Origin of the sequence: Gordonia sp. w5E2 (genome assembly GCF_036540975.1) — a bacterium.
GTDB classification, from domain to species: Bacteria; Actinomycetota; Actinomycetes; order Mycobacteriales; family Mycobacteriaceae; genus Gordonia; species Gordonia jacobaea.
Genome location: NZ_CP144213.1, coordinates 81,196 through 95,338, shown reverse-complemented (window position 1 = coordinate 95,338; position 14,143 = coordinate 81,196). Strand labels below are relative to the sequence as shown.

The window sequence follows — 14,143 nt, the reverse complement described above, 5'->3', positions numbered from 1 at the left end:
CCCGCCCTCGTACACGCGTAGTTGCGGGACACCCCTCTGATTGGACCCGGAACAATCGAACCCGGAGCCACCAGCGCGATGATCGCCGCGCTCGCGACGGCGACGAGAACCGCTATCAACGCGACACGGCGGGTGCGTCGGCTTGTTCGCTGCTGTCGAATCGGTTTCTCGGACATGCGTCCTCCAGACAGTTCTGCCAGACGGACCTCGTGCACCCGCCGACACCTAGTCTCGCGGGTCGGCCGCCGAGTCGTATCCGCAATCCGATACGCGAGTTATCGGCGCAGCACTACCTAGGAGACCCCCGGCTACTCGCCGAGGCCACCCGGAGGAGCGAAGATCTCCTGCAGCCACCCCTGGTCGCCCCTTGTCATCACCCTGATTCCAAGTAGTCATCACGTCGGGCGCGGTCGTAACGTCACGCGCATGGCCCAACCCCAACCACTGAAATTCGCCGCGTTCGCGATGAACACGACGTCGCACATCCTGCACGGAGCCTGGCGCGCACCGGAGGCGCAGCAGACGAACTTCAACGACCTCGATCATTGGATCTCGCTCGCGAAGACGTTGGAGCAGGCCAAGTTCGACTTCATCTTCTTCGCAGACGTCGTCGGCCTCTACGACGACTACCAGGGTGACTGGAAGAAGTTTGTCGACTCGGGGCTGCAGATTCCGAGCAACGATCCACTGGTCCTCGCTTCGGCATTGGCCTCGCACACCGAGAATCTCGGTATCGCCGTGACGAGTTCGATCCTGCAGGAGCATCCGTTCGACTTCGCGCGCAAGATCTCGACACTCGATCACGCCTCGCGGGGGCGGGTCGCGTGGAACATCGTCACCAGCCTGTCGAGCAACGCGTGGCGCAACTTCGGCTACGACGGCATCACGCGCCACGACGACCGTTACGCCTGGGCGCAGGAGTACGTCGACGTCGTCTACAAACTGTGGGAGGGCTCCTGGGACGACGACGCGCTCATCCAGGACAAGGAATCCGGTCTGCACGCCGACTTCGACAAGGTGCACAAGATCCATCACGTCGGCGAGCGGTACCGCGTCGAGGGACCGCATCTCGTCGCGCCATCTCCGCAGCGCACACCTGTTCTCTTTCAAGCAGGTTCGTCACCCGCAGGACGACGCTTCGCCGCCCGCAACGCCGAGGCGCAGTTCATCGTCTCGCCGAATCCCGCTGCGGCGAAGGGACTTATCGACGACACTCGACGGCTGGTCGCTGGAGCCGGGCGTGATCCGCAGGATCTCACGTTCTTCCAAGGGCTTTCGTTCGTGATCGGCTCCACCGAAGAGGAAGCCGCGCGGAAGGCACGCGAGCTCGACGACCTCATCGACCCCAGCACGATCATCGCGCACTCCGCCGGCGGACTCGGCATCGACCTCGGCCACTACGATCTGGATACGCCCATCGGGGACATCGAGACCCAGGGCACCCAGAGCACCCTGCTATGGCTGCGCGAGGCGGTATCCGATCGGGAGCCGACGGTCCGCGACCTCGCTGAGTTGCGCAGCCGCTCAGGACGAGTCGTGGGAACTCCCGAACAGATCGCCGACCGCCTCGAGTTGTGGCGAGACGCAGGCGTCGGCGGCGTGAACGTCATCAATGCGACCATCCCGGGGAGCTACGTCGAATTCGCGGAGCATGTCCTGCCGGTTCTGTGCGATCGTGGTCTGGCACAACGTGATTACGCACCGGGCACCGTGCGTGCGAAGTTGACCGGTCGCGACCGGCTACCGGATACGCACCCCGCTGCGGGCTACCGCGGCGCATTCACCACGAACCGTGAAGAGGTGTCGGCATGACTGCGGCAACGAGAGTCGTCGCCGATCGTGCTTCGGTGCTCGCCGAGATCGCAGCCGGATCGGCCGAACGTGAACGGGCGGGCCAGGATCCGCGTGTTCAGATCGAGCTACTGCGTGACGCAGGACTCACCGCTCTCACACTCGACTCCGAACACGGAGGTGGCGGAGCCGATGTCGTCGAACTCGTTGAGTTCATCATCGATCTCGCGCGGGCCGACCCGATCGCTGCCCACATCCTCCGCGCGCACTACTGGTTTCTCGAACAGGTGAAACGTCTTCCCGACGGGCCAGTCCGTGACCGATGGAGTGCCCTGATTGCCGACGGTGCCATCTTCGGCAACGCCACAAGCGAGCGAGCCGGTACGGCTGGCGCTCGCAGATTTGCCACGACCATCCGCCCCACCGATACCGGCTGGCTACTCTCCGGCGAGAAGTTCTATTCGACCGGAACGGCTTTCGCCGATTTCATCGCCGTCCAAGCGACGGTCGACGATGCACAGGGCGGAGAACGACTCGCACGCCTCATCATTCCCGTCGACCGCGCGGGTGTATCGGTGATCGACGACTGGGACGGAATCGGCCAGCACCGCACCGGGACCGGTTCGACGCAGTTCACCGATGTGGTGGTCAACGCCGACGACATCCTCGGGATCGTCGACCTCGCGGCAGCGGATGCTCCGCGAATCGCCAACGACGCTCCCCTGCTTCAGCTCTTCCTACAGGCGCTCATCACCGGAATCCTGTTGTCGGTGAACGACGATGCGATCGAGCTTGTGCGTGGTCGCACACGCACCTTCGACCACGCACCGGCCGACGAACCACGTCACGATCCCGTGCTACTCAAGACAATCGGCGAGATCGACGCCACTGCACACGTCGCACGCGCCGCTGTTCTCGCCGCAGCGCGCGACGTCGAAGCGGCATTCGAGTGCGCGCGGCAGGGCGTGATCGACGCCTCCCTCTTCGAGCGGGCCTCCGTCGCCGCCGCGCGCGTGAAGGTGCACGTCGACTCCGTCGCATTGCCCGCTGCCACAGCACTATTCGATGTTGGCGGAGCGTCGTCGGCCAGTCGCGCACGCAATCTGGATCGACACTGGCGCAACATCAGGACGATCACACTGCACAACCCGACGTCGTACAAGGCGATCGCACTGGGCGATCTTGCGGTCAACGGCACCGCGCTTCCGGCGAACGGCTATTTCTGAACCGACCTACGTCGAACTGCTTTCAGTCTGCGCGTCGTCAACAGCCGGAGAGTCTGGCCCATACATCGTCAACCAGTAGGCGCGGGCGAGTGATGCGGCGAACTCGGCGTCGAATTTCTCCGGGGCGTTCGTGAGGTCGAGGAGGCTGCCCCGCGTGGTGACGGTGATGAATCGTGCGGTCTGGTCGGGGTCGAGGTCGGCAGGGGCCAGGCCGTCCGCCTGATCCTGGCGCAGACGTTCTGCCATCTTCGCCGTATACAGCTCGAGGAAGCCGCCGAACTCGGTCCTCAGCCTGGCGTCGAGATCGACCGTTTCAAGAAAGGCGCGCCAGACGGGACCGTGCTCTCGCCCGAGTTGGAACATGCGTGTGATGGTGTCGGCGAGGTCGTCAGGGCCCATCGGCTCGGTTCGCATCCACCACTGGTCCGACACCTCCCAAAACGCGGTGAAGAAGGGCTCAGCCGCGTTCTCGATCAGATCGCCCTTGTCGTCGAACCATTGGTAGAAGGTCGACCGCGACACGTTGGCTGTTGTCAGAATGCGCTCGACCGGGACATCCGCGTAGCGCACGCCGGACTCGAGAATGGTGGCCACCGACTCGAGGATCCGCGCCCGTGACGATGTCCGACGCTTGACCGGGGCACGTGACATGCAGGTCAGAGTACTCGCTGATGCTCGCATGGCAGCGCTCCTGGCCGACTGTGCAGACGGTCGTCCGGCACGGGAGCCAAGCTCATTGACGAACTCTTAGCGCTGTTGTTGAAGTCTTAGCGCCTCGCATGCTGTCGTCGGGAAGGCGTCGAGCGTAGACCGAAGTGGTGACATTGTTCGACATACTGCCCTCTCTGAAAGGGGTCACCGTGGCCAGATCGTTCGATTCGACGAAGTGGCGCTTGCCTATTCGCTGCGCGGGGTGCGACTTCCTCGTGAATGACCTCTCACTGCGGGAGGAGTCGTTGCGGCGCAAGGTCGCGTTCTTCCTCGACGAGTCGGGAGAGCCGGTCAGTCAGGCGCTGTGCCCCGAGGCGGTGTGGTTTCCCGCGCTTGTCACTCGGATCAGCAGTGCGCAACTCACCGCGCAGCGCGCCGTGCTCCACGTCGACGCCGCGCTCCCACTCACCACCGCCATCGCCGACGTCGCATTCCCCGGCAACGAACTCGCAGGCGCACACCTCGCCGACATCACGGTGGTCGACGCTTCGGGGCATCGACGCACCCTCAACGCCGAGCTGCCCCCACATGTATCGGTGACGGGAACCATCGTGCTCGCGCTGCGCGGCGTGTCGACGCACCTCCCGACAGTTGAGGACTCGACCCGCCAGAGCCAACTGACGGTCGACGGCCAGCGATAGCCGAGTAGCGCTCGCTACAGGTACGTGCCCGTCGGCAGCGCGGCCTCGTGCGCGCGCGAACCGATCACCGACAAGAGCGTCGCTGTCGTGATTTCGGCTCCGTCGACGAGGATTGCGCGACGGACGATCTCGCTCACGTCAGCACCACTGCGATCACGAGGCAGTGCTGCGACGACCCGTGCGACGTCGACATCGAGGGCACCGATTCTCGCGAGCACACCCGACAGAATCGCTGCTGCCGCAGCATCATCGGGCGGGTCGAGCTCGATCACCGTGTCGAAACGGGCTGCGCGCGTGGCGGCGCCGTCGAGGGCGCGCGGATCGTTCGTCGTCGCGATCGTGAGAACGCGGTCATGGGCCGTCGCTCCGTCCAGCGCCGCCAACAACGCACCGAGTGCGGAGTCGTCGCCGTCGCCCCGTCGTCGGACGTAGAGGTCGACGTCGTCGAGGATCACGACGAGCGGCCCGAGGACATCGGCCATGGCGTAGACGGACCCGAGCTTGGCCATGACTGCGGCGGATTCGACGATGACCACGGTGAAGTCACCGAGCAGTTCACCGGCGATCGTCCGAGCGATCGCCGTCTTACCGACACCGGGACGCCCGGCGAGCAGCACACCGCGACTCGTCGACATTCCTGCCGCGGTGAGGATCTCGTGACGAGAAGTGACCGCGGAGACACTCAGATCCACCTCGCGCCAGACGCTGTCAGGGATCGCGATGTCGGCGCGGGTTGTCGACGGCTCGGGAGCAGCCGCCAGCGAGATCTCGTTATAGATCACCGATACCGATAACACTCGGCCGCGCAACGGATTACGCGCATCGATACGACGACGCAGCTCGACGACGGCACAAGACACCATGTCGCGAAGTTCATTCGGCGCGTACAGCGAGATAGTGGCTCTCGAGTTGTTATCGCTGAGCAACGACGAAATGACCAACGGTCCACTGCCGAAGGGGTTGTCGGGGGTGAAAGCCAGCGAGATGTCGGCGGGTACCGAGAACTCGTCGTCGCCGATACTGCGCTCTGCCCACCGCGGAGGTGCGTCGTCTTCGTCCGGACCGATTGCGGGCGAATCAGTTTCGATCAGGTCACCGAGCACGAGGCCTGCTGCGATTCTACTGGCCGGGTTGATGGACATGACCTGGACGAAGAGTTCGTTCCGGTCAGCGCGCAGATGTGTCTTCAGGAATGTGTCGATGGACGCGGGGGCTTCGGGGAGCGCATCGTTGAGCAACTGTGCGACCACGGTGACGGCGCGTCGGACATGAGGGTGCTCCGTGGCGAGCGCGTCGAGCGTGGATGTTGTTGCGGGCGTGGTGTCCTCCTTCTGTGGGCAAGCGTGTCAGCTTGGCACCGATCGACGACGCGATGCAAGAGGTTTTCACGCGGCGAGACCCCGCCTGGGTCAGGCGGGGTCTCGCGAAAGTGGTGGGGCAGCGCCGATCAGTTGACCCACACCCAGTTCCAGCGCCGGGTGCGCGAGTCGAAGCGACGCACCCGGCGACGACGCTGTGCCGGAGCGGGGTTCTGGCGCTGCTGCTGGTTGTTGTTCGGGATGGGCATGACTACCTCTTTCACTTCGGCGGACCGCTCGTCGGTGAGCGCTCTCTCTGACATCACCGACAATGCCAACCGAGACTTGCGAGGCACTCGACGTCGACTGGGAGATCGCTGAGTGACTGGAGATGACTGGGACTGAGAGATAATTGGGTGCGGACGCTGAATGCCGTTGATAGGCGCGGCATCACAGATTGCTGCGAGGTTGGCTGTTCGGCTGGCAGACGGGGCAATCATTCGATAGTGTCCGAATTGTCATCACCGGGGGATCGCACCGACGAGGAGAACGTCCCGATGCACAGACGCCCACCCCGGCCGACCCTCCCCCACTCGTTACGACGCCGCGTCGCATCGCGGCTGCGCCGCCTGACAGGTCCGGTGACACTCACACTTGTCGCTTCGTTGACGGCCTTGGGGCTTTCACATGTGGCGCCTGCTCGTGGAGCCACGTTGGTGTGGTCTGACGAGTTCAACGGTGCGGCCGGCAGTTCGCCGTCGACGTCGAACTGGAACTTCGAGACCGGTGGCGGTGGCTGGGGTAACAACGAGTGGCAGACCTACACCAATTCGCGGCAGAACTCCTACCTCGACGGCAACGGCCGACTGGTGATCGCCGCCCGCTCCGACGGCACGTCGATCACGTCGGCACGCCTCAACACTCTCGGCAAGGTGGCATTCACCTACGGGACGGCGTCGGCCCGGATCAAACTGCCCGCGGGAAAGGGTCTGCTGCCGGCGTTCTGGCTGATGGGCACGGACATCTACTCGGTGGGGTGGCCCGCGAGCGGCGAGATCGATGTGATCGAAACTCCCTCGGTGACAACGTCATACACCAACCACGTGCACGGGCCGACGACCTCGGGCGGGACATGGAAACTCGGCAACTCCGGTGCGATCGCCGATCTGTCGACCGACTTCCACACGTACTCGGTCACGAAGTCGCGAGATGCGATCACCGTCGCGCTCGACGGACGGACGGTCGGCAGCTACCGGGCGTCGCAGTTGAGCGCCGACAAGAAGTGGGTATTCAACAAGCCGACGTACCTCCTGCTGACGCTCGCGGTCGGCGGGGACTGGCCCGGCGACCCCGACCTCACGACACCGAATCCGTCGTACATGACGCTCGACTGGATCCGGGTGTACTCGAGCTGAGGTGGTCTCGACAAGCTCGACCAGCGGGGGCCTTTTCCGCTGATTGAGCCGGCCGCGAGCGGAGCGAGCTGCCGAGTCGAAATCACCTGCGGTGGTCTCGACAAGCGGGCGGGGTGGTCTCGACAAGCTCGACCAGCGACGGTCGCTCGACCAGCGGGTTCGGCTCGACCGGCGGGTGGGGTGGTCTCGACAAGCTCGACCAGCGGATGGGCGGTTCGACCGGCGGTGGGGTGGTCTCGACAAGCTCGACCAGCGGGAGTTGGCTCGACCAGCGACGGTCGCTCGACCGGCGGGTGGCTCGACCGGCGGGCTTAGGCGGTCAGATGGCCGAGTCGGGGAACGCGATGACCGAGAGGAACCGGATCGGGAGTTCGACCAGTTCGACCGGCCCGTGGGCGCCCTCGCCGTCGAGTTGTAGCGAATCGCCGGGGCTGAGTCGGTAGACCGAACGTGAGTGCGCGTAGTCCATCGTTCCGTCGAGCATGAAGATGAACTCGGTGCCTGGATGCTGGAACAGCGGCTGCGTCACCGACTTCTCGGTGAGCGTCACCAGCAGGCATTCGAGGCGCTTGTGCTCGCCGCGGAGCGAGCCGAGCATCTCGTACTCGTGGCCCTCGCGGGAGCCTTCGCGCACGATCTGCGAGCCCTCCCCCGCCTTGACGAACACGGCGGACCGTTCGAGGTCGGCGCCACGGAAGAGCGAGGTCACCGAGACGTCGAACGCGGTGGCCAGCGCGGCCAAGGTGCTCAGGCTGCAGGACGTCTGCGCGTTCTCGATCTTGGAGAGCATGGCCTTGGAGATGCCGACCTTGGCGGCCATGTCGCCGACCGACAGCCCCTCCTGCCTGCGGAGACGTCGGACGTTGTGCGCTATCGCCGATTCGAGTTCGAGTTCTTCGACCGGTTGATCGACCGGACGTTCGCGCGCGGTCCCCGACTGGTTACGGATCAGAGCGTCGTCGGTCACCTCGCCAGCATATCGGTAGACGGACTTCACTCGGGGTAGACGCCGGGGTCCGGCGGACGTCGGTGTTCCGCCGTGGAGAGCACACATCCGCTACCGCATCTCGCCCGCACCGACGTACGGGAATTTGGTCTTGAGCAGGTCGCCGTCGTCGAAGCGGGAGAGCCGGAAGTTCGACTCCGGGATGCGCGGATCGTTGCTGCGACCGTCAACGACGAGGTCGGCGACGAGACGTCCGACGGCAGGCGAGATCTTGAAGCCGTGTCCGCTGAAGCCCGCGGCGATGACGAGTCCATCGAGCGGACCGGTGGAGATCACCGGGTTCCAGTCGGGTGTGACGTCGTAGCAGCCCGCGTAGCTGCTGGTGATGCTCGCGTCGGTGAACGCCGGGAATCGGGTACCGACCTTGTCGACGGTGAGGTCGAGGAATGCCTCGTCGGCGCGATTGAGGTAGCCGTCGGGGTTGGCGACCTCGAGCTCGGCGAGATCTGAGTTTCCGAACAGGATCTCCCCGCGGACGTCGGGTCGGACGTACTGCAACGACACCAGATCCGAGAACACCGGCACCGCAACGAGTTCCATGCCCGGATGGATCATCACGATCTGCTCGCGGTGCACCGTGATCGGAACGTCGATGCCGTACGTGTCGAGGAAGGGCTTGGTCCAGACACCTGTCGCGACCACGACGGTGTCGGCGGAGATGGTCGAGTGGTCGGCGAGTTCGACTCCGGTGACACGCTCTCCGTCGGTCAGCAGACCGGAAACGCTGGTGCCCTGTTTGATTCGGACACCGGCTGCTCTCGCCGACGCCGCGAACGCCTGCGCGGTCTGATACGCGTCGCCATAGCCACCGCGTTCTTCCCAGCCGAACGCGGCGAACGGTTCCAGATCGGCTGCGGGCCAGAGCTTTGCCACCTCGGAGACATCCATCTCCTCGGTCTGCACTCCGACCTCGCGCTGGGCCGCCAGGCTTTTCCGTAGGTTCTCGACGTTGGGCTCTCCGACCCCGACCACGTAGCCGGTCTGTCGGAAGCCGATGTCGGTGCCGAAGATCTCCTCGGCCTTTTCGAACACCTCGAGGCCGATGGCAGCCATGGCCGCGAGCGAACTGACACCGTAGTGGCAGCGGACGATGCCCGACGACTTGCCCGTCATTCCACCGCCGACGGTATCTCGCTCGCACACAACAACATCGGTGATGCCGCGCTGCGCCAGTGCCCATGCCGTCGCGACGCCCTCGAGGCCACCGCCGATGATGACGATGGATGCGGTTTCGGTACTCACAGACCCGCTCCCGTCCCGGGAATCCAGTTGGTGCCCGCGAGAGGAACACGCGCCATGGCTGCGGCCTCGATCGAGATCGCCACCAGGTCTTCGGGTTCCAGGTGATGCAGGTGCGCCTTGCCGCAAGCGCGGGCGATGGTCTGCGCCTCCATCGTGGTCACGCGCAGGAAGTTGGCGAGTCGTCGGCCACCGGCGATCGGGTCGAAGCGCGCGGAGAGCTCCGGATCCTGGGTGGTGATACCGGCCGGGTCCCTGCCGTCCTGGAAGTCGTCGTAGAAGCCTGCGGCCGATCCCAGTGCCGCGTACTCGTCCTGGTAGCGAGGATCGTTGTCGCCCAATGCGATGAGCGCTGCGGTACCGATCGCCACGGCGTCGGCTCCGAGTGCCATGGCCTTCGCGACGTCGGCTCCGTTGCGGATGCCGCCGGAGACGATGAGCTGGACCTCCCGGTGCACTCCGAGCTCTTGAAGTGCCTGCACCGCTTGGGGAATCGCGGCGAGTGTGGGGATGCCGACGTGCTCGATGAAGACTTCCTGGGTCGCGGCTGTTCCGCCCTGCATGCCGTCGACCACCACGACGTCGGCGCCGGAATGCACCGCGAGCTTGACGTCATAGTAGGTGCGGGTGGCGCCGACCTTGACATAGATCGGCTTCTCCCAGTCGGTGATCTCGCGTAGTTCGTTGATCTTGATCGCGAGATCGTCGGGGCCGGTCCAGTCCGGGTGCCGCGAAGCGCTTCGCTGGTCGATACCGACAGGGAGGGTGCGCATCCCGGCCACTCGCTCGGTGATCTTCTGTCCCAACAGCATTCCGCCGCCGCCCGGCTTGGCTCCCTGGCCGAGGACGACCTCGATCGCGTCGGCCTTGCGCAGGTCGTCGGGGTTCATCCCGTAGCGCGACGGAAGGTATTGGTAGACAAGGTTCTTCGACTGCCCGCGCTCCTCGGGGGTCATGCCGCCGTCGCCCGTGGTGGTCGACGTCCCGACCTCCGACGCTCCTCGTCCGAGCGCCTCCTTGGCGCCAGCCGATAACGCGCCGAAGCTCATGCCCGCGATGGTGACCGGGGTGTCGAGGTGCAGCGGGTACTTCGCGTTGCGGGTGCCGAGCGTGACGTCGGTGCCGCAGCGCTCGCGGTAACCCTCCAATGGGTAGCGCGACATGGAGGCGCCGAGGAACAGGAGGTCGTCGAAGTGCGGCAGTTTGCGCTTGGCACCCCACCCGCGGATGTCGTAAACGCCTGTCTCCGCGGCGCGTTGGATCTCGGCGATGGTTGAGCGATCGAAGGTCGCCGACTCGCGCAGACCGCGCTGCGCGTTGTTGAGGTTGGACATGGGATTCTCCGTTGTGGGTAGTGGTCTCGACGGGCTCGACCAGCGAGAGTGGGGCTCGACCAGCGGGGCGGGTGCTCGACCAGCGGGGCGGGTGCTCGACCGGTGGGGTGGGTGGTCTCGACAAGCTCGACCGGCGGGGGTTGCTCGACCAGCGAGAGTCGGGCTCGACCAGCGGTTGGGCGGTGGTCTCGACAAGCTCGACCAGCGAGAGTCGGGCTCGACCAGCCATTGGGCGGTGGTCTCGACAAGCTCGACCAGCCGGGGTGAGCGGGCGTCAGTAGGAAGACGAGTTGTCGGCGTGGAAGTGGTAGAGCTCGCGGGCGGAGCCGTAGCGGGTGTACGCGGACAGGTCGTCGTCCTTGAAGCCGGCAGCCTTGAGGAGTCCGGCGAGTTCTTCGAGGTGCTCACTGCGCATCGGCTTGGCCACGCAGTCGGCGCCGAGGGATGCGACGGAACCTCGCACGTACAGACGGGTTTCGTAGATCGAGTCGCCGAGTCCGTGTCCGGCGTCGCCGCGGATGACCAGGCGGCCTGCCTGCGCCATGAATGCGCTGCTGTGGCCGACGTTGCCGCCGACCACGATGTCGACACCCTTCATCGAGATGCCGCAACGGGCCGCGGCGTCGCCCTCGACGACCAGCAGTCCGCCGTGGGCGGTCGCGCCGGCCGACTGGGACGCGTTGCCCTTGACGACGACCGTTCCGCTCATCATGTTCTCGGCGACACCGGTTCCGGCGTTGCCGTTGATGATGATCTCGGCCTGCTGGTTCATGCCGGCCGCGTAGTAGCCGACGTGCCCGTTGACCGTGATCTTCACCGGAGCGTTCACGCCTGCCGCAACGCTGTGGGCGCCGTGCGGGTTGTCGATCGTCACCTCGCCCGAAATGTCGCCGTGCAGAGTCGAATTGACTTCGCGAAGAGGTGTGGTGTCGAGATCGAAGTACAGGTCGGTCATCGGATTCTCCGTGGACGGGGATATGGATGGGGTTGCTGTCAGCGTGTCCATGCGTAGACCACCTCGGGCTCGGGCTCCCAGATGCGAGCCTCGTCGACTCCGGGAAGGTGTGCGAGAGCGCGATACTCGCTTGCCATCGCGACCCAGTCGGGTGTTTCGGCGATGACTGCGGGCTTGCAGGCGATCGCGTCGCGGACCACCGCGAAGGAGTCGCGGTTGGAGACGAGGAGTGTGTAGAAGCCGTCGAAGGTTGCACACACTTCCTTCAGCGCCGTTTCGACGTCCTTGCCCTGCGCGAGCTGATGAGCGACGAAGCGTGCGCCGACCTCGGTGTCGTTCTCGCTGTCGAATTCGACGCCCTGAGAGCGCAATTCGCGACGGATTGTCGCGTGGTTGGAGAACGAACCGTTGTGCACCAGGCACTGTTCGGGGCCGACGGCGAAGGGATGTGCACCCGACGGGGTCACAGCCGATTCCGTCGCCATACGAGTGTGTCCGACGCCCTGCCAGCCCGACGCCGCCGCCAGCTCCCACTTCTGTGCAAGATCGCGGGGCGCGCCAACACCTTTGAGCACGGTCAGGTCGGAGCCGAATCCCGCGACGAGCGCCGTCGGAAAGGCCGAGCGGGCAGCGTCGAGGAGGGTTGCGGAGTCGAGATCGGCCGACACGACCAGCGTCTCGTCGACCTTCTGCGCGGCGACGGGTGTGCCGAGCGTCGAAGTGAGAAGGGCTGCGGCGTCTGCAGGTTCGACGTCGGTGTCGAGGAGGCAGACGCAGCCGTGCCCGGCGGGCGCCCAGTCCGGGTTGCCGTAGACGGCGATGCCCGCGGAATCTGCTCCGCGGTCTTGCATTTCGCCCAGCATTCCGGAGAGGAGTTCCCCGAGACGGGGGTAGAGATCGGGGTTGCGCAGGTGCAACCCGACGATTCCGCACATGACATGGACCTTTCGTTGGTTGGGGTGATCTCGACAAGCTCGATCAGCGGTGGTCGGCTCGATCAGCGGTTTGGGTGATCTCGACAAGCTCGATCAGCGGTGGTCGGCTCGATCAGCGGGGTGGGGCTCGATCGGCGGTGGGGAACTCGATCGGCGGGTGGTCTAGAAGGCCGTCAGGTACTGGTCGACCTCCCAGGGCGAGACGGCGGAGTGCCAGGCGAAGAACTCCTCGCGCTTGAGGTGCGAGAAGTACTGCGAGACGGTCTGTGAGTCGGCTGGCCACTCGTCGGGGATGGCGGCGTCGAGCGTGGCTGTGACAACCGTGTCGGCTTCGAGCGCTTCGACGGCGTGCAGCAGAGTGAGCGGCAATGAGGAGATGTGCTTGGGGCAGGTGCCGAGCGCGCCGGGGTCGAGGCTGCGCTTGATGCCGTCGAGTCCCGCGCCGAGTGCGGCCGCGATGGCCAGGTACGGGTTGGCCGAGCCGTCGCCGCCACGCAGTTCCACGCGCTGCTCGTCGGGGATGCGTACGTAGTGGGTTCGGTCATTGCCGCCGTAGGTGGGAACTCGCGGTGCCCACGAAGCGCCCGAGCGGGTTGCGGTGGCACCAGTCCGCTTGTAGGAGTTGACCGTTGGCGCCATCACAGCCTGCAGGGCTGGGGCGTGCTCGAGGATGCCACCGACGAATCCGTATGCCTGTGGTGAGAGGCCGAGGCCGCGCTCATCGTCGTCGGCTGCGTTCGGGAACACCGGGTTTCCTGCCGAGGTGAGTGAAAGGTGAAGGTGCAGACCGGAACCGGTGCGTTCGGCGAAGGGCTTGGGCATGAAGGTGGCGACCATGCCGCGCTCGGCCGCGAACGTGGAGAGCAGGTAGCGCAGCGTGATCACACGGTCGGCGGTGGTCAGCGCATCGGAGTAGGCGAAGTTCTGCTCGAACTGGCCGTTGCCGTCTTCGTGGTCGTTGGCGTAGTTACTCCAGCCGAGCTGGTTCATCGCCGTGGAGACGGTGGTGAGGTGGTCGTACATGCGGGTGAGGCCGCGGACGTCGTAGCAGGGTCGGTCGGAGTCGTCGGCCGCGTCTGCGGTGATCAGCGAGCCGCTGGCGTCGCGCTTGAGCAGGAAGTACTCGACCTCTGCGCCGACCCAGGGCTCGAAGCCGGCGTCGGCGGTCTGCGCGATCAGGGACTTGAGGATGTTGCGAGGAGCGAACGGCCACGGCTTTCCCAGTACGTAGGGATCGCAGTGGACGATGGCCAGCCCCTCCTTGATGAACGGGACCGGGAGGAACGACGAGACGTCGGGGATGGCCATCAGGTCAGGATCTTTGGGCTCCTGTCCGATCGCGCCGACGGCGTAACCGGCGAAACCGACTCCGTCGGTGGCCAGTTCGTCGACGGCCTCGACCGGGACGAGCTTGGCGCATGGCTTGCCACGCAGGTCGACGAACATGGCGAGGATGAACTTGGTGTTGCTGGCCTCGCACAGCTCGGCGAGGGTCTGGGTGTCAGTCATGGTTGCTCCGGGAGTTCGGGTGGGAGTGAATCCAGTATGTCTACTCGTATGAACCTTTGTCTAGTCCTAGTAGACACTTGAGG

At 65.3% G+C, this 14,143-nt stretch carries 12 protein-coding genes; 4 read left to right on the top strand and 8 right to left on the bottom strand.

The window, feature by feature from the left end; genetic code table 11:
• Positions 1-426: 426 nt before the first annotated feature.
• Entirely contained in the window at positions 427-1,812 is a 1,386-nt protein-coding gene (locus RND64_RS00385; RefSeq protein ID WP_049699138.1) for an LLM class flavin-dependent oxidoreductase, read from the top strand.
• The gene (locus RND64_RS00380; protein ID WP_049699139.1) at positions 1,809-3,017 is read left to right on the top strand and encodes an acyl-CoA dehydrogenase family protein; all 1,209 of its coding nucleotides are present in this window, start codon (positions 1,809-1,811) and stop codon (positions 3,015-3,017) included. The genes RND64_RS00385 and RND64_RS00380 overlap by 4 nt, the downstream gene beginning before the upstream one ends.
• A gap of 6 nt (positions 3,018-3,023) precedes the next feature.
• Here RND64_RS00380 and RND64_RS00375 read toward each other — a convergent pair whose 3' ends face one another.
• A complete protein-coding gene (locus RND64_RS00375; protein WP_049699140.1) occupies positions 3,024-3,668 on the bottom strand; it encodes a TetR/AcrR family transcriptional regulator in 645 nt (214 codons plus the stop codon).
• A gap of 164 nt (positions 3,669-3,832) precedes the next feature.
• Here RND64_RS00375 and RND64_RS00370 point away from each other — a divergent pair, with 164 nt between their 5' ends.
• The gene (locus RND64_RS00370) at positions 3,833-4,369 is read left to right on the top strand and encodes a hypothetical protein (RefSeq protein WP_083444380.1); all 537 of its coding nucleotides are present in this window, start codon (positions 3,833-3,835) and stop codon (positions 4,367-4,369) included.
• A gap of 14 nt (positions 4,370-4,383) precedes the next feature.
• Here RND64_RS00370 and RND64_RS00365 read toward each other — a convergent pair whose 3' ends face one another.
• Positions 4,384-5,619: an AAA family ATPase gene (locus RND64_RS00365; protein ID WP_083444381.1), complete on the bottom strand. Its 1,236-nt coding sequence runs from the start codon at positions 5,617-5,619 to the stop codon at positions 4,384-4,386.
• A 764-nt stretch (positions 5,620-6,383) separates the two neighbouring features.
• Here RND64_RS00365 and RND64_RS00360 point away from each other — a divergent pair.
• Positions 6,384-7,082 (top strand): glycoside hydrolase family 16 protein, encoded by a 699-nt coding sequence (locus tag RND64_RS00360; RefSeq protein ID WP_235434358.1) that lies wholly within the window; start codon positions 6,384-6,386, stop codon positions 7,080-7,082.
• 319 nt (positions 7,083-7,401) lie between these two features.
• Here RND64_RS00360 and RND64_RS00355 read toward each other — a convergent pair whose 3' ends face one another.
• The 6 genes from RND64_RS00355 to glnT form a co-directional block, all read right to left on the bottom strand.
• A complete protein-coding gene (locus tag RND64_RS00355; protein WP_416259128.1) occupies positions 7,402-8,136 on the bottom strand; it encodes a helix-turn-helix domain-containing protein in 735 nt (244 codons plus the stop codon).
• 3 nt (positions 8,137-8,139) lie between these two features.
• Entirely contained in the window at positions 8,140-9,330 is a 1,191-nt protein-coding gene (locus RND64_RS00350; protein WP_049699142.1) for an NAD(P)/FAD-dependent oxidoreductase, read from the bottom strand.
• Entirely contained in the window at positions 9,327-10,661 is a 1,335-nt protein-coding gene (locus RND64_RS00345) for an FMN-binding glutamate synthase family protein (RefSeq protein ID WP_049699143.1), read from the bottom strand. Before RND64_RS00345 ends, RND64_RS00350 begins: the two co-directional genes overlap by 4 nt.
• Before the next feature lie 274 nt (positions 10,662-10,935).
• Entirely contained in the window at positions 10,936-11,667 is a 732-nt protein-coding gene (locus tag RND64_RS00340) for a protein glxC (protein WP_049699144.1), read from the bottom strand.
• Positions 11,655-12,551, bottom strand: coding sequence for a glutamine amidotransferase (locus RND64_RS00335; RefSeq protein WP_049699145.1), 897 nt, complete (start codon positions 12,549-12,551; stop codon positions 11,655-11,657). The genes RND64_RS00340 and RND64_RS00335 overlap by 13 nt, the downstream gene beginning before the upstream one ends.
• 162 nt (positions 12,552-12,713) lie before the next feature.
• Positions 12,714-14,060, bottom strand: a complete 1,347-nt coding sequence (gene glnT / locus RND64_RS00330; RefSeq protein WP_049699146.1) for a type III glutamate--ammonia ligase — start codon at positions 14,058-14,060, stop codon at positions 12,714-12,716.
• Positions 14,061-14,143 lie beyond the last annotated feature (83 nt).

Coding starts and splice junctions, on each gene's coding strand:
- RND64_RS00380 (WP_049699139.1), top strand. CDS start 1,809: ATGACTGCGGCAACGAGAGTCGTCGCCGATCGTGCTTCGGTGCTCGCC.
- RND64_RS00355 (WP_416259128.1), bottom strand. CDS start 8,136: ATGTGTGCTCTCCACGGCGGAACACCGACGTCCGCCGGACCCCGGCGT.
- RND64_RS00340 (WP_049699144.1), bottom strand. CDS start 11,667: ATGGACACGCTGACAGCAACCCCATCCATATCCCCGTCCACGGAGAAT.
- RND64_RS00375 (WP_049699140.1), bottom strand. CDS start 3,668: ATGTCACGTGCCCCGGTCAAGCGTCGGACATCGTCACGGGCGCGGATC.
- RND64_RS00385 (WP_049699138.1), top strand. CDS start 427: ATGGCCCAACCCCAACCACTGAAATTCGCCGCGTTCGCGATGAACACG.
- RND64_RS00345 (WP_049699143.1), bottom strand. CDS start 10,661: ATGTCCAACCTCAACAACGCGCAGCGCGGTCTGCGCGAGTCGGCGACC.
- RND64_RS00335 (WP_049699145.1), bottom strand. CDS start 12,551: ATGTGCGGAATCGTCGGGTTGCACCTGCGCAACCCCGATCTCTACCCC.
- glnT (WP_049699146.1), bottom strand. CDS start 14,060: ATGACTGACACCCAGACCCTCGCCGAGCTGTGCGAGGCCAGCAACACC.